Origin of the sequence: Porcipelethomonas sp., from assembly GCF_051893655.1 — a bacterium.
Lineage (GTDB): Bacteria > Bacillota > Clostridia > Oscillospirales > Ruminococcaceae > Porcipelethomonas.
In genome coordinates this window covers 1-18657 of record NZ_JBJFHN010000126.1, presented here as the reverse complement: position 1 = coordinate 18657, position 18657 = coordinate 1, and the positions used below count along the sequence as shown (strand labels likewise).

Genomic DNA, 18657 nt, shown 5'->3' with positions numbered 1-18657 from the left:
TGTTCTTCTTGTCTATAAGGCATTCAGCAACAATGATAAAAGGAAATAGCCGCCCCAGTTCCACGTAAGGCGACTATTAATTATTAGTTAACCATTTACGGGAGCGACCGTCTATCGGTATGCTCCTTTTTTATTATTATACAACAATATTGAAAATATGTCAACTATTATATTCATGAAAAGGGGGCAAATTAAGAAATGGCAGATTAGATATTGAAAAATTATAATTTATTATAAAATTTCTCAAAAGGATAGAGTTTTATAAAAAAATCTGCTATAATAAATATAAGATTATTGATTAACAGGAGAAATTACAATGAAATTGCTTGCAGTAGACGGAAACAGCATTATGAATCGTGCTTATTATGGTATCAGAGCACTTACAAATAAAAAGGGTGTTTACACTAACGCTATTCTGGGATTTATGAACATATATTTTAAAAATTTTGACGAAGTAAAGCCTGAATGTGCTGCAGTTGCATTCGATCTGCGTACACCAACATTCCGCCATAAGGCGGTGGCATCATATAAGGCAACCCGTAAGGGAATGCCCGAAGAGCTTGCTATGCAGATGCCGCTGATAAAGGAAATTTTAACTGCTATGGGCATCAAAGTTATAGAATGTGAAGGGTATGAAGCAGACGACGTTCTGGGTACACTTTCAAAACACTGTGCTGACAGCGGTAATGAATGTTTTATCCTGACAGGTGACCGTGACAGCCTTCAACTGGTAAATGATAAAGTAACAGTAAGACTTGCCACAACAAAGGAAACTATTGTTTACACTCCGGAAAAATTTCGTGAGGATTACGGCTTTGAACCGATAAATTTAATAGATTTAAAAGCACTTATGGGGGACAGCTCTGATAATATCTCCGGTGTAGCCGGGATAGGACAGAAAACGGCGACAACCCTTGTAACTCAGTGGACTACTGTTGAAAATCTCTATGAGCATCTTGATGAAGCACAGATTACAAAGGGCGTAAAAGCAAAGCTTGAAAACGGCAGGGAGGCTGCTGAGGAAAGCAAATGGCTTGCCACAATATGTCTTGACGCTCCGATTGATAATGATACTGAAAGCTATAAAATTTCTCAGCCGGATAATGAGGCTTTAAGCGAGATTTTAACTGAGCTTGAAATGTCCAAGCTTTTGCAGAAGATGAATCTTAAACCATCTGAAAAAAAACTTGAGGAAAATACAGTAAAGGCTAAGGAAATTACCGTTATACAAAAAGATCTTGACGCAGATACCCTTAAACGACTTTCAGAAAATGAAAATCTGGATTGCCTTTATTGTGACGGAATTTTTCAGATTTATGAAGAAATGGACGGCGAGCATACAGTTTATACAACAGAAAATAAGGAGTATATCACAGAGCTTTTGTCGGGAGATACGGAAAAATATACATTTGGTGCAAAACCTATGTACAGGCTTTGCTTTGAGGAGAATAAATCACTTAAAAATATATCCTTTGACGCTGAGATAGCTGCGTATCTTCTTGACCCATCTTCATCAGAATACAGCATAGAAAAGCTTTGCCTGCGTTATGATTCTCCTTATTACAGCTCTGCTGGAGAATGGGCGGATATTGCAAGTCTGCCGGAGCTTTGCGTGGTGTTGAAAAAGGAAATTGACAGTCAGGGCATGACAGAGCTTATGTACGGCATTGAACAGCCGCTGACTGAAGTTCTGGCTTCAATGGAGCATACGGGAGTCAAGGTAAATGTTGACGGTGTAAAGGCTTTCGGGAAACAGCTTAAAGATGAGATTGAGGGACTGGAATCCCAGATTTATTTTATGTGCGGAAAGGAATTCAATATTGCTTCGCCGAAACAGTTGGGTGATATTCTCTATGAAATGGGACTTCCGTTAAAGAAGAAAAATAAAAATGGATTTTCAACCAGTGCGGAGATTCTGGAGGGACTTCGTGATAAGCATCCGGTAATCGACCTTGTTTTGCGTTACCGTCAGCTTACAAAGCTTAATTCAACCTATGTTGAGGGATTGTTAAAAACTGTAGCACCCGACGGCAGAATCCATACGGTTTTCAAGCAGACAGAAACCAGAACAGGCAGAATTTCATCTACTGAACCGAATTTGCAGAACATTCCGGTAAGAACAGAACTGGGACGGGAAATGCGGAAATTCTTTGTGGCACAGCCGGGAAAAACTCTCCTTGATGCAGATTACAGTCAGATTGAACTCAGGATAGTGGCACATATTTGCAGTGACCCTACAATGATAAAGGGGTTCTGTGAAGGTGCAGATATTCACACCTCCACTGCTGCACAGGTTTTCGGTCTGCCGGAAGAAATGGTGACTCCTGAAATGAGAAGTGCGGCAAAGGCGGTAAATTTCGGAATAATTTACGGTATCGGGGCATTTTCACTTTCAAAGGATATTAACGTAAGCGTTTATGAAGCAAAAAAATATATAAGTGATTATCTGCATAATTTTCCAAATGTTGAAAAGTTTATGAATGATACTGTTGAAAGGGCAAAAAAGGATGGCTATGTAACAACAATGTTCGGAAGAAAAAGATATGTGCCGGAGCTTTCAGCTTCCAATAAAAATATGCAGGCGGCAGGCAGAAGAATTGCTATGAATACGCCGGTTCAGGGAAGTGCGGCAGATATTATAAAAATTGCCATGGTAAAGGTTTACCGCCGTCTGAAAGAGGAAGTACCCGATGCGAAACTTATTTTGCAGGTTCATGACGAACTTATTGTTGAATGCAGCCGTGATGACGCCGATGCTGCCGGAAAAATACTCTCAGAGGAAATGACAAATGCCTGTGAACTTAAAGTTCCTCTGACAGCAGATGTAAACAGAGGTGACAGCTGGTATGATGCCAAAGGCTGATATTATAAAATGCGGATTTTCAGAGCTTGAAGAAATTGCTGAAATCGAAAAGGAATGCATTCCCGGAGGCTGGTCGGAAAAGGCTTTCGGAGAATGGCTTGAAAATAAAAATACGATTTTGCTGGGGGCAGTGCTTGACGGGAAAATTATCGGTTTTGCCAACGGTGCATGGGTTATTGATGAGGGAGAACTTCTCAATATTGCCGTAAAAAAAGAATACCGTAAACAAGGAATTGCCGGACTGCTTTATGAAAAGCTTGAAAAATTTTTTCTGGAGCAGGGCGTAACCGCAGTATTTCTGGAAGTCAGGGAACACAATGTTCCGGCAGTTTCTTTTTATGAAAAAAACGGGTTTGAAAAAACCGGACTGCGAAAAAATTATTATAGGAATCCGGCGGATAACGCCATATTAATGAAAAAGAATATAAAATAAAAATTGGTGATGAATATGCTGATACTTGGAATTGAAAGCTCCTGTGACGAAACTGCGGCGGCGGTTTCTGAAAACGGAACGAATATACTTTCCTCTGTGATTTCCACACAAATTGAGGAACATAAAAAATACGGCGGAGTAGTGCCGGAAATAGCCTCCCGCCGGCACTGTGAAAACATTCTCGGAGTTACAAAAAAGGCTCTTGCTGATGCCGGAAAAACTCTGGAGGACATTGATGCTGTGGCTGTGACCTATGCTCCGGGACTCATCGGAGCACTGCTGGTAGGGGTGAATTTTGCCAAGGGACTGTGCCTTGCATCTGGCAAGCCCCTTGTACCTGTACACCACATATCAGGTCATATTGCAGCAAACTATATAGCACACCCGGAGCTTGAACCGCCTTATCTGTGCCTTGTGGCAAGCGGAGGACATTCTCATATAGTTGAAGTTACTGATTATACTAAATTTCATGTAATCGGGCGTACCAGAGATGACGCAGCAGGGGAATGCTTTGACAAGTGCGCAAGGGCTATGGGATTCCCGTATCCCGGAGGAGTACATATAGACAAGGCGGCGCAGACAGGAAATCCGGATGCATTTGATCTGCCCAGACCAAAGGTTACAGGAAGTGAGTATGATTTCAGCTTTTCCGGACTTAAAACGGCAGTAATCAATCTTCTTCACAATTCACAGCAGAAAGGTATTGAAATAAACAAAGAGGATTTAAGTGCCTGCGTTCAGCATATTATTTCAGAAATACTGTGTGAAAAAACAATGCATGCGGCAGATTATCTGGGATATAAAACTGTTGCAATAGCCGGGGGAGTTTCCGCAAACAGCGGTGTCAGAAAGGCATTTGAAAAGGCATGTTCTGAGCGTGGAATAAAGCTTTATATGCCGCCTCTTAACCTTTGCGGTGATAACGGGGCAATGATTGCCTGTCAGGGGTATTATAATTATCTTGCCGGTCAGCGTGGGGATGAAAGCTTAAACGCTGTGGCAACTCTTTCTCTGGAGGAAATATGAAGAGGATTTCTGCTTTTGCGGCTGCTGGTCATTACAATAGCCTGACGCAAAAAGAAAGATGACAGTGAATAAAGATTTTGTCAGGAAGGTATAAAATGTTAAATTGTATTGTTGTAGGAATAGGCGGATTTATAGGAGCTGTATGCAGATATCTTATCGGACTGATACCGCTTAGGGTTCAGGGCGGTTTTCCGGTTAAGACTCTTATTATCAATATTATAGGTGCGTTTGCAATCGGACTTATAACAGCAGTAGCTGCAAAGCGTAACTGCGGTGATTCATATATTGTATTAATGCTTAAGGCAGGGGTGTGCGGAGGATTTACTACATTTTCAACATTTGCTTTTGAAGTGTCGGAGCTTATTCACAGCGGCAGTACGGCAGCGGCGGTTTTGTACGCTTTGCTCAGTATGATTCTGGGAACGGCTGCTGTTTTTACAGCTCAGATACTTGTAAAGGGGTAATTATCAAATTATTTTTCAAAATCAGTTTTTACAGTCTGCCCTGTTGCTTTAAACAAAATTTTCAAAAAATATAGCTTTTTTTCATACATTATGATATAATAGACATAAGAGTAATGTTTTCTGGAAAATATGATATAGGAGATGTTTAAAATGATTCTTTACATAATCGCTGCAATAGCGGCTCTGATAATAATTCTTCTTCTGATTGCTCTGATACACTCAGAACTTATCAAAAAAGAGTGCGGAGATGCAAAGCCTTATGACATGGACAAGGACGGTATTGATCCTGCTTTGCATGCGGAACATCTTTCTAAAATGATTCAGGTAGCGTCTGTCAGCCGCAGAGGAAGCAATGACCTGACGAAAATTTATGAAATGCATAAGCGTCTGGAGGAACTTTATCCTCTGATACACAAAAATCTTGAAGTCAAGGATATTGACGGCGCACTTCTTTACCGATGGAAAGGCAAAGACCCGTCAAAGGCACCTGTGCTGTTAATGTCTCATCACGATGTTGTTGAAGCTGTCGGGGAATGGAAGTATCCGCCCTTTTCCGGAACTATAGCAGACGGCAAAATCTGGGGCAGGGGAACTGTTGATACAAAAGGTGCATTGTGTGCAATACTGGAAAGCGTTGAACACCTTCTTTCACAGGGGTTTCAGCCTGAACGTGATTTTTATATAGCCTCTTCCTGCAATGAGGAAATTACAGGAGACGGTGCTGTAAAAACAGTGGAATATATGTATAAAAGGGGAATAAGACCTGAACTTGTCATGGATGAAGGCGGCTCTGTAATGGGGCATATGATGGGCTGTGAAGCGAACTGTGCTATGGTGGGAGTACTGGAAAAAGGCAGGGCAAATGTAAAATTCATTGCTCATTCTCATGGCGGACATGCAAGCATACCTTTCAGACATAATCCATTTGCAAGACTTGCAAAGCTTATAAACAGAGTGGAAAGTCATCCGCCGTTTAAGCTTAAACTCACCAAACCTGTTAAGGAAATGTATAAGGCAATGGCACCGTATATGCCTTTTAAATACCGGTTTCTTTTGGGGAATACATGGCTTCTGGGACCGATAATGCCTTTTTTCATGAGAAAAATGGGAGGTCAGCCTGCGGCTTTGGTATCAACAACCTGCGTGTTCACTATGGCAGAAGGAAGCCATGGCGCAAATGTCATTCCAGAAACGGCTACTGCCACGGCAAATATGAGATTTATGGTTCATGAACCCCTTGAACCGTCTTTGAAAAAAATGCTGAAGCTTGCCAGAAAAAATGATATCTGGATGGAAATGATTACAGGGTATGATATTCCGCCTGCTGCGGATACAAAATGCTCTGCATATAAAAAGGTAATAAAGCAAATTGAAATGACTTTCGGCGACATACCAGTAATTCCTTACGTTATGCTTGCCGGAACGGACGCCCGTCACTATACCAAAATATGCGACTGCGTTCTCAGGTTTGTTCCCCTGACTATGACGGATCAGCAAATGAAATCCGCCCATGCCGTAAACGAAAATATAAATATATCCTCTCTTGCAAGGGCGGTTAATTTTTATTCGGATTTTATTGAACATTATGAAACGATTCCGTTTAATACCGTTTGAGTTATACGGCTAAACTAGATTATTAAAATCAAAGCTATCGTTATATATGACGAAATAGGTTGATAAACGTAAACGATATGTAAAATAATTCCAAAAGGCTATTGACAAATTTATAGCTTTGGTATATAATATATAGGGGTAGATAAAATATATTTAGAAGGGAATGTTAAATTAATGGTTTGTAGGAAAATTATGAGTACAACCGTATTAATGCTTTTGAATCTCCTGTAGATAACGGTAATGTTCAGGGTCAGGGAAATGGTTGAACATTAATAACTAAATATTTGATTCAATTTTATAAAAACATTCCTAATGCGCTTTATTAAAAGGAGGTATTTTTATGAAAAAATTAACAATTTTGTTGTCTGCTATAATTGCAGTCTCATTCGGAAGCTTACCAATATATGCCGCTGAAGAAGTAACGGCACAAGATTCGCAGAATAATATTGAGGAAGACATCGTGCTTTCTGATGAAGAATATAAACCGGGAGATCCTGCCGGAGAGTTTATTTTCAATATAAGAGACGCCGCATATATTGCAAGACTATTAGCACGTGGTGAAAAACCTGAATATTCAGAACACTATGATGTTAACGGAGACGGAGTTGTCAATATAAGAGATGCGGCGGCAATTGCAAGAAATCTTGCGATAAAATAAATTGAATGACGTATTTAAAAAATTTCAAGTAATTATTGCAAAGCCACACAAAGATTTTTGTGGGGCTTTGCCTTTGTACAGCCTTAATACATAATCGCTTCTATATCCTCAAAGGAAAGCTGAGGGTGAAGTGCCATATTTATTCCAGCAGCAATCATGGCTGCAGAACGCTCTATAAGCCTGTCTATATCACGAGGAGTAACCATCATGTTGGGGAGGTCGGTGTTAACGGCTTTTCCGGTATAATCTTCAACGATTGTATGCATGTCAACAACTGTGGGTACGCCTACGGCTATTACTGGTACTCCAAGGGTGTCCTGAGATAATTCATGCCTTTTGTTCTGAACTCCGCTTCCCGGAGAAATTCCTGCGTCGGACAGCTGAATCGTTTTGCCGAGGCGGTTTACATCTGAACAGGCAAGAGCATCAATTGCAATAATTGCAGAAGGATTTATTTTTTCCATAAGACCTTCGATAAGCTCTGCTGTTTCAATACCTGTCTGACCTAAAACGCCGCTTGCAAGAACACCTACAGGTCTTAAACCTGACAGAAACTCGTCCTCGTCTCCCAGTTCTTCTCTGAGATGTCTTGTGGCGAGTATTTTTGCAGCTGCCTGAGGACCTAAAGCATCAGGCGTGATGTCATTATTTCCCAGTCCTACCGCTAAAACACGTCCGTCGGGAATGAACTGAGAAAGCTCTTCGGAAAATTCGGTGCACATATTTTTGAATTCATCTGAGAAATTGCTCAGAGGACTGCCTTCAAGAGTTATATATCTGCCCTTTTTCTTTCCGATTTTTTCACCGTGTTTATCCTCAGCAATTTTTATTTCTGTTATTTTAAAGGCTTTGCCCCTTTCAGTTTTTGTAATTCCTTCACTTATTTTGGCTGCATTTACACTTTCCAGTGCCAGATCTGTTCTTGCGTTCATTGATTTTCATTCCTTTAGTAAAAAAGTTGTGCATTATGCTTTAAATCAACTTAAATTTTTCGTGATATTATTTTAAAATTGCCTATTGCAATTTGATTCATAAGATGGTAAAATAATTATTAGTGTTGGTGCAGTGTATAACAGATGATCATTACATCCGTTTTAAAGTAACGGTCGTGTCCTGCTTGAATTAAAGCTTGCGTTGCTTTTATTTTATGCTGCTTTTTCTGAATTATTATAAAAATTATGTAAATAATAATTTCAGGTATTCCATTATTTTCAGGGAGGTGTTAACGTTATGCCAAATATTAAATCCGCAATGAAGAGAGTTAAGGTTAACAAGACAAAGGCTGCTGCCAACAAGGCTAGAAAATCTAATCTTAAAACTATTCTCAAGAATGCTGACGCAGCTTGTGCTAACAACACAGCAGACAAGGCTGAAGCAATCAGAGTTGCTATAAAGAGAGTTGATCAGGCTGCTTCAAAGGGTCTTATGCACAAGAATTGTGCAAGCAGAAAGAAGGCTCAGCTTGCTAAGAAGCTCAACGCATCAGGCTGATGCTGATTAATTAATTGAAATCAGATTAATAATGCATGTAAGCGTGTTTTTAACACGCTTATTTTTTTGCTCATATTAAAATAAGCGCATTCAAAAAAGAATACGCTTATCTTAGAACTTATTCTCACAGGCTGTTGCACATATCTTTTCGGCAAGTTTGTCTGATAACTGCATTAAAAATTCTTGCCATACGCCAGTATGCCTGCAAATTTTTGCCTTGTTCTCAGCCAAAACATACTTGAAAATCTATGCACAAATCCTATGAGAACAAGTTCTTGGTTTGTCGAAAAACTCTTTTATCAAATCAAAAGTTTTGGTCGGGCTTTTTCAAATCCTCTGATATACTTGATATACTAATTATAACAGATTAAAATTATGAAATTTCTAATATCAGTCGGAAAATTTTTCAACAGCCGATGGTATTTGTGAAATGTCAGACACTGTTATGTCCGCTTTATCAAGCTCCTGGGGTTTGCAATAGCCGTAGGTACAGCCGATGGATTTAAGACTGTGCTTCAAAGCTGTTTCCAGATCCAGATATCTGTCACCGATTACAATAAACTTCCCCGGATGTTTTTGCTTGATGTACGGAAAAATTTCCGGCTTTGACCTGAAATCATAATCTTCCGTACAAAAATAATCGCAGAAAAATCGGTTAAGCTGATGAGCATTAATATGAGCCTCCATGTAGCTTCTTCCGCAGTTGCTCAGAAAAATGAGCTTGTGACCGTTTTCATTAAGCTTTTTCAATGTTTCCTCTGCACCACTGTAAAGCACAGATTTTCCGCAGTCTATAAGCTTTAGCATTTCATCGCCTATGATTTTAGTACAGGTTTTTTTGTACTTTTCATCAAGATCCGGCATGAATCTGTCCCACATATCCTTTGCGGAGTATCCAAGCCAGCCGCTTATTTCACTGTCACTGAAATGCCGGATTGGTGCAAGTCTGCGGTCGGTAAGATATTTATATCCGGTTCGGAATGCCGGAATGTAAATTTTAGCACAGTCATGTATAGTGCCGTCGAAATCAAGAATAATATTCATTATTATTTTTCAATTTCTCTGATGAGATTTACCATTTCAATCGCACCCAGAGCACAGTCATAGCCCTTGTTTCCTGCCTTAGTACCGGCTCTTTCTATAGCCTGTTCAATGTTGTCGGTTGTAACCACACCGAACATAACCGGAATTTCTGATTCCAGTGAAACGCTTGCGATGCCCTTGGATACTTCATTGCATACATAGTCGTAATGACTTGTAGCACCTCTTATAACTGCACCCAGACATATTACAGCGTCATATTTTCCGCATGACGCCATTTTTTTTGCAATAAGAGGAATTTCAAATGCTCCCGGAACCCATGCAACGTCAATATCATCATCTGCAACATCATGTCTTTTAAGACCGTCCAGAGCACCGGCTAAAAGCTTTGAGGTAATAAAATCGTTGAATCTTGCAACTACAATACCGATTTTTATGTTCTGCGATACTACTTTTCCTTCATAAATATTCATTATATAAGTTCTCCTTTTTTATATTAATAGTTTAAAATATGACCCATTTTGTTTTTCTTGGTTTTCAGATAAAATTCATCATAGGCAGTAGGCTCCATTTCTATAGGAACACGCTCATTAATTGCCAGTCCGAAATCTGAAAGACCCTCGATTTTAAGCGGATTGTTAGTAAGCAGTCTTAAGGATTTAACTCCCAAATCTCTTAAAATCTGTGCACCGATATAATATTCTCTCATATCCTCGTCAAACCCAAGAGCAAGATTGGCTTCAACCGTATCCATTCCCTGATCCTGCAAAGCATAGGCTTTGAGCTTGTTAATAAGTCCGATTCCTCTGCCCTCCTGACGGAGATAGAGAAGAATTCCTCTGCCTTCTTTTTCAATCTGCGTCATAGCTGCGGCAAACTGCTGACCGCAGTCGCATTTTACCGAGCCGAAAGCATCTCCCGTAAGGCATTCTGAATGAACACGGCAGAGAACATTTTCGCCGTCTCCGATATCACCTTTGACCAGTGCCACATGATTTTCGCCGTTTAGCTTGTTTATATATCCGTACGCCTTGAAATTGCCGTATTTTGTGGGGAGCTTTGTAACTGCTTCGCACTCGACCAGCTTGTCGTTTACTTTTCTGTACTGCTGCAATGCTTTTATTGTAATAAATTTCAATCCGTATTTTTCAGCCATTTCCTTAAGTTCAGCGGTACGCATCATAGTACCGTCGTCACGCATTATCTCACAGCACAGACCGCATTCCTTAAGACCTGCAAGTCTTAAAAGATCCACTGTCGCTTCGGTATGACCGTTTCTTTCAAGCACTCCGTTTTTTCTTGCCAGAAGAGGGAACATGTGTCCCGGACGCCTGAAATCCTCCGGCTTTGCGTTGTCGTCAACGCATTTCATTGCAGTAATTGAACGCTCTGCCGCTGAAATTCCTGTAGTAGTGCTTATATGGTCGATTGAAACAGTGAAAGCCGTTTCGTGATTGTCTGTATTGTCGTCAACCATCTGGGGAAGACGGAGCTTTTTAATATACTCCTGACTCATAGGCATACAGATAAGTCCTTTAGCATGCATTGCCATAAAATTCACATTTTCCGTTGTGGCAAATTCTGCCGCACAAATAAGATCACCCTCATTTTCACGGTCTTCATCATCTGTTACAAGTATGAGCCTGCCTTGTCTTAGGTCTTCAAGAGCTTCTTCTATAGTACTGAATCTGAACATTATAGCTTTCCTCCTTTAAAAGCCGTTTTGTGAAAGCAGTTCAAGAGTTATTCTGCTTTTTGGTTTTTCTTTTTTGTTTTCACTGAAATTCATAAGTCTTTCGACATATTTCCCTATTATATCATTTTCAAGATTTACAATATCTCCGGGTCTTTTTTCTGAAAGTATCGTTTCAGCAACGGTATGGGGTATTGTAGAAACGGTGAATGAATCGTTAAATACTTCTGCTACAGTAAGGCTTATTCCGTCCACTGCCACCGAACCTTTTTTCACAATATATTTTAATATTTCCGGAGATGCGCTGATAGTAAACCAGATGGCATTGCCGTCCGGACGTATTTCCTTTATAGTACCTGTACCGTCTGTGTGACCTGCCACAATATGTCCGCCGAATCTGCCGTCTGCCGCCATAGCCCTTTCAAGATTTACATGACCGCCGGGTTTTAAAGCCGCAAGAGAAGTTCTGCTGAAAGTTTCGTTCATAACGTCTGCGGTAAAGCATTTACCTGAAATAAGTGCCGCTGTAAGGCATACGCCGTTGACAGCTACACTGTCACCAAGTTTTAAGTCAGTAAAGATTTTTTCCGAGGAAATTGTAAGCTTTGCCTCAAGAGAGGTTCTTTTTATTGCTGTTACTGTTCCGATTTCTTCAATTATTCCTGTGAACATTTCAAAACCTCCCATTCAGCTAAAATGTCATTTCCAAAACGGGTTATTTCAGGTTCTCCCAGCATAACACAGCTGTCCGGAGAATCTAAACCGATTCCTCCCACAGGAGAAACCGCCGCCGCACCGCCTAATATTTTCGGGGAAATATATGCCTGAATCCGGTTTACAATTCCCGATTTTAATGCACTGAAATTAAGTTCTCCGCCGCCTTCCAAAAGAATACTGTCAATTTTTTCTTCTCCCAGTTTCTGCATAAGTTCATTTAAATCGACATGACCGTTATCGGAAGAGGTGCGAATGATTTTTATTTCCGGATTTTGTGAAATTTCTGTATTTTGAGCATTTTCAGTACATGCGATAATTGTAGGTACTTCTTTTGCCGATCTGATTATATTGCAGTCTGACGGGATTCTAAGATTGCTGTCGCAGATAATTCTCACAGGATTTCGTCCATTTTCCAGCCTGCATGTAAGCTGTGGATCATCTTTCAGGACAGTGCCGATACCAGTCATTATTCCTGCGTACCTCAGACGGCTTTTGTGTACGTCAGCTCTTGAAAGCTCATTTGAGATCCATTTTGACTTTCCGCTGTATGACGCTGTTTTGCCGTCAGCAGTCATTGCATATTTCATAACAACGTAAGGTGTTTTGGAAGTAATGTAGTGAAAAAACGGTCTGTTCAATCTGTCGCATTCATCTTTTAAAATTCCGGTTTCCACATCAATTCCGTGCCGCCTTAAAATTTCCGCACCCTTTCCGGCTACCAGAGGATTAGGGTCATCTGAACCGATATAAACTTTCCTGATACCGCTTTGTATTATAGCTTCTGTACAGGGCGGAGTTTTTCCATAGTGGCAGCATGGCTCAAGTGTTACATAAATTTCCGCCCCTGTCATATCCTCTTTACATTTTAATATGGCATTCCTTTCAGCGTGAAATTCACCGTATCTGTGGTGATAATCTTTAGAAATCACTTTGCCGTTTTTTACTATAACAGCCCCCACCATAGGATTAGGGTTTGTAAACCCCATACCTTTTTTTGCTTCGGCAAGGGCTTCTTTCATATATTCTTCTTTAGTCAAATTTATCGCTCCTTAAAGCAGAAAATGCCCTGAAATCAATCAGGGCATCGGTTATTTGTGGAAAATATAAATCCTCTGAAACATAAAATACGATTCAGAGGGCATCGGCATTTATAAAATGTCTTCTTCCATCCAGACTTTTACTGTCGGTTCCGGAATTTCACCGGATCGTGCTTTCAGCTTGCGGACTGTCACCGCCGGTAGGGAATTTTCACCCTGCCCTGAAGACTATATTTATTAACTGCTATTATTGTATCACGGTTATATAAAAATGTCAATAGGAAAGGTATCAGAAACACAAAATAATTTTTGTCATGCCGGCGGACTGTCTGGGAAGAGGGGAACACTTTGCAAGCAGCGTTCATGATTTTCATGAAAAAATCTGTATTAGTAGAAGACTATTCAGAAATTTTTATCTTATAATAGAAATTAAGCTTTGGAATAAGTTCCTCCCATGTTTCATCAATTGATATTCCCCTTGCATTAATACTTTTTTCTATCCCGAACACATCAGCCTTCATGCCTGTTACAGTTTTGGCAATTGTTTTAGCACAAAGACCGGATATCTGTCCGGCAATATTTTCCTTTACCTTGTTTATGTCGGCGTCTGATTCTACAGGATTTCCGTTTATTTTTATTTCTGCGGTTATGTTTATGCTGCTGCCTGCACTTTCAGCAGTGATTTTTGTACTGCTCTTTCTTATATAGAAATTTATTGTTTTTCCGTCTGCCTGAGCCGGAAGATATATGTCTTTTATTTCGCCGCTGAGCCAGCATAAACCCTTTGATTCTTCATGGTTCAGTACGCCAAGTATTTTTTCGTTGTTAATTATCCCCATATAAATATCATTGTCCTTTATTACCGGAACTGCAGCAATACCGTCTGTACCCAGCATATCTTCAAGAACGGAACTGATATTTTTTTTAATAATCAGTCCGCCCCTGCTTGAACTTTCGAGTATTTCTGACAAATATCCGCCTGAGGTGTCTGCAACAAGCTCGCAGGCACTGCCGGGAGTGCATATAATGGAACATGAGGGAGAAATACGATTATTTCTGATAAGCGTCTGAAGGTTTTCATAAATATTTTCTGGACTGGAAACAAAAAGCTCCATGTGACCGGCAAACAGAGTTTTTCCCTGAGTGCGTTCAGAGTCGGCAATTGCGGTAAACAGCGTTTTTCCGGAGCCTTCAAGGGTTTCATCACTGTCATAAAGCTGAATTGCCGCATGCTGTTCTTCTCCGGCGTCAATGCCGATAGTATTTATAAATCCCTTGTCCCTTACTTCCGTTTTACCGGAGCATCCGCTAAGCGTCAGCAGAAGCAGTATTGCCGGCAGGAGCATTTTTGATTTCATTTTTTGAGTACCTCCTCTTTATATACATTATAATAGGAATTATTACTGATAAAACAAGTATCAGCAGTCCTGTAACCGGAGTAAGGTCTATATTGAAAATATTTACCGCCCAGGACATTCCCATCATAAGGACTGCTGAAAGAAGAGCGCTGTACTTAAGATCCGGCAGTATTTCTTGAATAAGCCATGAACAGAGAATAATCTGCAATGTAACCGTCATAACACACAGCATTGTAAAGAGAACCATGTAAAGGGAGTCCGCACGCTGAATGCTGAAAGGCTGTGAGAATGATCCTGCGGAAAAGAACGGAAAGTCTGAAATGTCCATGATTTTTCCGAGTACTGTTATTTCTATAACTGCCACAAGCTCGGTCAGGATAAGCTTTCCGGCAAAGAATTTCATGACGTTCTGAGTTTTCTTTGACGGGATAAATTCCATCAGTATAAACATCATGACAAGCTCTCCGCTGGAGCAGAAGTCCTTTAATGCATTATTGATAATTCCGGAAAGGTGTGCGTTGGGTGCAAAGTTTGCAAGATCTGCTTTAGGGTATGCTCCGATAATCATAATAAAAAGGGAGAATATTATAAGTCCGAACATAATAGTCGAATATCTTGAAACTGATTTAAGACCTAAAGACGCTGTATATACGCATACTGCGGCAAGGATAAATGATCCTGCAAGACTGCTGTCTATGGGAAAGTAAACGCTTTTTGTAACTCCCCACAGGCTGCTGAAAGATAATGCACCCCAGACAATAAAAAAGATGATGTAGAGAACTTTTCCGAATCTGCCCAGAAGCATTTCTTTTTTAAGACTGAAACCATCCTGCCTGTAGAGGGCTGTCATCGGAAGAACAGCCAGAAGCTGGAGCAGTACCGACAAAGCAGCTCCAGCCATCTGTTCAGCATTTGACGGCTGTGCAGAACAGATTATACTGAACATTCTTACTCCGATTAAAAGTGTGAAAAGCTGTCCGCTGTTTATTTTACTCATAAAGCTCCTCCACAGTAAAATTGTTATTCTGCATTTTCTTAAAACCGGATCTTACCGCAACATCACCCATGGCTCTTTTCTTAAAAGGAGCAACCGGAGCAGTATAGGGGAAACCAAAGTCTTCTGTGGCACACATGTTGCATAGTACAGCTGCCCCGAACAGGCTTATTCCATAAAGTCCCCATATACCGCCGCATATTACAAATATGATGCGGAGAACGGTAATGCTCTGGGAAAGCTCAGGAATAACAAAGCCTGCAATAATTGACAGTGCGGCAACGGTCAGCAGGGGAGTGCTGATAAGCCCGGAATTAACTGCTGAGTCTCCTATGATTATTCCGGCAACAATACTTACAGCACCGCCTACTGCCTTTGGAAGCCGCAGACCTGCCTCTTTTATAATTTCATACATTATAAGAACGCCCAGGGTTTCAGCCACAATGGAAAACGGAGCATTTTCCTCTGAATGGGCAAGAATCACCAGAAGAGTACTGTTTAAAAGCTCCGGATGATGCATGGCTATGGCGACATAGAATGCCGGAAGGAGAACAGAAATAAAAAATGCGGCATATTTAAGCCATCTTATAAATGTTCCGAAATACGGTTTGAAATTGTAATCGTCAACAGTCTGAAAATTGTCGCTTACAAGTTTTGGTATTATAAGAGCGTAAGGATTTCCGTCCACAAGTATGGCAACCCTGCCTTCAATAAGCTTTGAGCAAAGCACGTCCGGACGCTCTGTCATTCCCACTGAGGAAAAAATCCGTTTTCCCGGAGATTCCAGAAACGGCTTTACATAGCCTGTTGACAAAACTGATTCAAGCTCCATTTTATCAAGAGAATCCATGATGCGTTTTATAAGCTTATCCGGAACTCTGTCGGACATATAGCAAATACATAAATCTGTCTGGCTTTTTGTTCCCCTGACAAACAGTTTCTGGACTAAAACCGGTGATTTAAGTCTTCGTCTTATAAGGGACATATTTGTACGAATAACCTCTACAAATCCTTCGTGCGCACCTGTAAGATTGTTTTCACCTGCCGGTTCGTCAACACCTCTTTTGTCATATCCCTGAACGCCCATTGCCAGAATGTAATCAGCACCGTCTGCAGCCAGAAGAGCAAAGCCTGAGTTTAAAAGCCTGAAAAAATCTTCATAATTATATGCCACAGGTCTGTCGATAGACAAAAGCATTTTGTGTTCTATATGATTTAAAAGAGCTTCAGGACTCTTTTCCGGCAGATTGATTCCCATAAGCGGGTGAAGAATAAGTTCTGTGATAGTTGATGTTGAAACAAGTCCCTCACAGCAGAAAAGACAAGTTTTTATACCGCTTATTTCTACTTCGTTTATAAGTAAATCGGAAGTTTCACCGGCTAATCTTTTAATGGTCCTGATGTTTTCAGAAAGTCCGGGAATTATGGACATGTTTTTCAGATTATCACCATTCATGAAAATTTCCTTTCTCCGCTATCGGGTAAATTCCGGACAAAACGGATCAATAATTTTGAATTTTCTCAGGATATTATTGACATAAATTATAGAAAAATACATGAAAACGGAAAAATAATCTTTGCTTTAATATGCCGTACAGCAGCCATATTAAAGTAATTTATGTTAAAAAACGGCATGAATAGAAAAGCCGGTTTATAAAAATTGAACAAATATCTTAAATAAAGCAAAAAAAGACTTTACATATAAAAATTAATCGGTTATAATATAGAAAACAAAAGATAAAAATTCTTGAAATAATCAAGGTTTTCTATTGACTTTTAATAAAACATGGATTATAATATAAAAGCGATATGCTTGTTACATATGCAAAATTTTATATAAGCATGTTAATTATTTATGGTATATTTTGCGGCAAACGAAAAAAATTAAATTTTATTCATTATATTTCACAATTCTCAGCGATTTATTTTATAAATTTGTACAAAAAAGTTTCATAACTATTGACTTTATCTGTATCATAATTTATAATTAAAATGTGAAGATTAAATTTGTGGGTATAATTAAAGGGATGTACAGAGCAAGTATCTCTTTATTATATATATTTTTTATGTTTTATTGGAAAGGGAGGAAATCGCAATGAGAACAAAAAAGTTTTTAGCAGGAGCTGTTGCTTCACTTATGCTTGCAGCTGCTATGCCAACAGTTATGGCTGCTGACAGCTTTGAGGTAGCAATTAGCAATACAACTGCTAAAGCTGGAGAAGATTTTACACTTACACTGGATATGTCGGAAATTCCGGCTGCCGGAATCAACGGATGTGATTTCGGAATTCAGTACGATTCATCTGTACTTACAATTACAGATCTTGATCTGGGCGACCTTGCTAAGGGTGATTCATCTGAGGTGGACGGTATGCCTGATCCTTTTGAATACAATATAGAGGATGACCTTATCAGTGTAATATATGGTGTAGGCACAACTGATACCAATTATTACATGACAGGTTCAGGCACACTTCTGACAATCAGCGGTACAGTAAATTCAACAGCAGCTGCTGGTACAAAATCAGAGCTTAAAGTTGTTGCAATTGACAGAACATCAAATAATACAGTAAATACTGATGCGATTTTTGCAAATTATGACGCTAACGGTACAGTAACACTTTACACACCTGTATTTACAGACGGATATGTTGAAGTTACATCAGACAGCACAGAAGATAAAACTGAGGCATCTATTGAGTTTGGCACACCAACAAAACTGGGTGATGTAAATAATGATAGTCAAATTACTTCTACAGATGTTGTGCTTTTGAATAAGTATCTGCTTTCAACATCAGAATATCCTCTTGAAGGACCAGTTAATTATGCTAATGCTGATTGTATAACAAATCAGATTCTTGACCTTGAAGACAGTTCAGCAATTACAAGTTATGTACTGGGTACATTCACAGAAGATGACTTCGGACCTAAGGAGTAATTTCCGGAATTTAAGTGTTTAAGCCTTGTGGCTTAAAATAATGGGGGATCACCCGAAAAAAATCATTGGTTTGTTTAAATGACAAACAGAAAGGAAAAAATGTGATGAAGAAAGGTAAACTACTTTCAGCCTTTACATCATTAGCTCTGTTTGGCAGCATGTTCGCAGGTGCTTTGCCAGCTACAGTATCCGCTGTAGACAGTGTTAATACCACGTTCTCTATGACTTCTGAAAAGACTAATTACACTCTTGATGAAATCAGAGCTGGTGCTACCGCAAGAGTTTATGTAAAGGCAGGCGGCGAATTCCAGAATGATAACATCGTTGCTC

The 18657-nt window shown here is 39.8% G+C and carries 18 protein-coding genes and 1 riboswitch; of the genes, 9 read left to right on the top strand and 9 right to left on the bottom strand.

Translation table 11 applies throughout. The annotated features are described in order from the left end of the window. Window positions 1-316: 316 nt before the first annotated feature. The 6 genes from polA to ACI4WO_RS07510 all read left to right on the top strand — a co-directional run bounded on the left by polA (window position 317) and on the right by ACI4WO_RS07510 (window position 7058). Window positions 317-2863: a DNA polymerase I gene (polA, locus tag ACI4WO_RS07535; RefSeq protein ID WP_439806942.1), complete on the top strand. Its 2547-nt coding sequence runs from the start codon at window positions 317-319 to the stop codon at window positions 2861-2863. Continuing rightward, complete coding sequence (gene rimI / locus ACI4WO_RS07530) at window positions 2847-3296, top strand: ribosomal protein S18-alanine N-acetyltransferase (protein ID WP_439806941.1); 450 nt, start codon at window positions 2847-2849, stop codon at window positions 3294-3296. Before polA ends, rimI begins: the two co-directional genes overlap by 17 nt. Window positions 3297-3311: 15 nt before the next feature. After that, window positions 3312-4322, top strand: coding sequence for a tRNA (adenosine(37)-N6)-threonylcarbamoyltransferase complex transferase subunit TsaD (tsaD, locus tag ACI4WO_RS07525; protein ID WP_439806940.1), 1011 nt, complete (start codon window positions 3312-3314; stop codon window positions 4320-4322). A 95-nt stretch (window positions 4323-4417) separates the two neighbouring features. Further along, the gene (crcB, locus tag ACI4WO_RS07520; RefSeq protein WP_439806939.1) at window positions 4418-4786 is read left to right on the top strand and encodes a fluoride efflux transporter CrcB; all 369 of its coding nucleotides are present in this window, start codon (window positions 4418-4420) and stop codon (window positions 4784-4786) included. Window positions 4787-4936: 150 nt separating this feature from the next. Beyond that, entirely contained in the window at window positions 4937-6400 is a 1464-nt protein-coding gene (locus ACI4WO_RS07515) for a M20/M25/M40 family metallo-hydrolase (RefSeq protein WP_439806938.1), read from the top strand. Between the two features lie 340 nt (window positions 6401-6740). After that, the gene (locus ACI4WO_RS07510; RefSeq protein WP_439806937.1) at window positions 6741-7058 is read left to right on the top strand and encodes a dockerin type I domain-containing protein; all 318 of its coding nucleotides are present in this window, start codon (window positions 6741-6743) and stop codon (window positions 7056-7058) included. A gap of 83 nt (window positions 7059-7141) precedes the next feature. On the opposite strand, the gene gpr is transcribed toward ACI4WO_RS07510, so the two are convergent. Then, window positions 7142-7990, bottom strand: coding sequence for a GPR endopeptidase (gene gpr, locus ACI4WO_RS07505; RefSeq protein ID WP_439806936.1), 849 nt, complete (start codon window positions 7988-7990; stop codon window positions 7142-7144). A gap of 298 nt (window positions 7991-8288) precedes the next feature. On the opposite strand from gpr, the gene rpsT reads away from it, so the two are divergent. Next, a complete protein-coding gene (gene rpsT / locus ACI4WO_RS07500; RefSeq protein ID WP_439806935.1) occupies window positions 8289-8549 on the top strand; it encodes a 30S ribosomal protein S20 in 261 nt (86 codons plus the stop codon). A gap of 390 nt (window positions 8550-8939) precedes the next feature. On the opposite strand, the gene ACI4WO_RS07495 is transcribed toward rpsT, so the two are convergent. From ACI4WO_RS07495 to ACI4WO_RS07460, 8 genes are all read right to left on the bottom strand, one after another. Further along, window positions 8940-9593, bottom strand: coding sequence for an HAD family hydrolase (locus ACI4WO_RS07495; RefSeq protein ID WP_439806934.1), 654 nt, complete (start codon window positions 9591-9593; stop codon window positions 8940-8942). A 2-nt stretch (window positions 9594-9595) separates the two neighbouring features. Continuing rightward, entirely contained in the window at window positions 9596-10063 is a 468-nt protein-coding gene (ribH, locus tag ACI4WO_RS07490; RefSeq protein WP_439806933.1) for a 6,7-dimethyl-8-ribityllumazine synthase, read from the bottom strand. A 23-nt stretch (window positions 10064-10086) separates the two neighbouring features. Then, complete coding sequence (locus ACI4WO_RS07485) at window positions 10087-11286, bottom strand: bifunctional 3,4-dihydroxy-2-butanone-4-phosphate synthase/GTP cyclohydrolase II (RefSeq protein ID WP_439806932.1); 1200 nt, start codon at window positions 11284-11286, stop codon at window positions 10087-10089. 15 nt (window positions 11287-11301) lie between these two features. Then, window positions 11302-11955 (bottom strand): riboflavin synthase, encoded by a 654-nt coding sequence (gene ribE / locus ACI4WO_RS07480; protein WP_439806931.1) that lies wholly within the window; start codon window positions 11953-11955, stop codon window positions 11302-11304. Further along, on the bottom strand, window positions 11940-13037 hold the full coding sequence (gene ribD / locus ACI4WO_RS07475) for a bifunctional diaminohydroxyphosphoribosylaminopyrimidine deaminase/5-amino-6-(5-phosphoribosylamino)uracil reductase RibD (protein WP_439806930.1): 1098 nt from the start codon (window positions 13035-13037) through the stop codon (window positions 11940-11942). The genes ribE and ribD overlap by 16 nt, the downstream gene beginning before the upstream one ends. A 116-nt stretch (window positions 13038-13153) precedes the next feature. Further along, window positions 13154-13270: riboswitch (FMN riboswitch) on the bottom strand. A gap of 165 nt (window positions 13271-13435) precedes the next feature. Beyond that, window positions 13436-14395, bottom strand: coding sequence for a Ger(x)C family spore germination C-terminal domain-containing protein (locus ACI4WO_RS07470; protein ID WP_439806929.1), 960 nt, complete (start codon window positions 14393-14395; stop codon window positions 13436-13438). Beyond that, on the bottom strand, window positions 14346-15392 hold the full coding sequence (locus tag ACI4WO_RS07465; protein ID WP_439806928.1) for a GerAB/ArcD/ProY family transporter: 1047 nt from the start codon (window positions 15390-15392) through the stop codon (window positions 14346-14348). The genes ACI4WO_RS07470 and ACI4WO_RS07465 overlap by 50 nt, the downstream gene beginning before the upstream one ends. Next, window positions 15385-16845, bottom strand: a complete 1461-nt coding sequence (locus ACI4WO_RS07460; protein ID WP_439806927.1) for a spore germination protein — start codon at window positions 16843-16845, stop codon at window positions 15385-15387. The genes ACI4WO_RS07465 and ACI4WO_RS07460 overlap by 8 nt, the downstream gene beginning before the upstream one ends. A gap of 639 nt (window positions 16846-17484) precedes the next feature. Between ACI4WO_RS07460 and ACI4WO_RS07455 the strand changes: the two genes are divergently transcribed. Together ACI4WO_RS07455 and ACI4WO_RS07450 are read left to right on the top strand one after the other, a co-directional pair. Then, a complete protein-coding gene (locus ACI4WO_RS07455; RefSeq protein WP_439806926.1) occupies window positions 17485-18327 on the top strand; it encodes a cohesin domain-containing protein in 843 nt (280 codons plus the stop codon). 104 nt (window positions 18328-18431) lie between these two features. Next, window positions 18432-18657: hypothetical protein (locus ACI4WO_RS07450; protein ID WP_439806925.1), on the top strand; the 226-nt coding region annotated here is incomplete at its 3' end.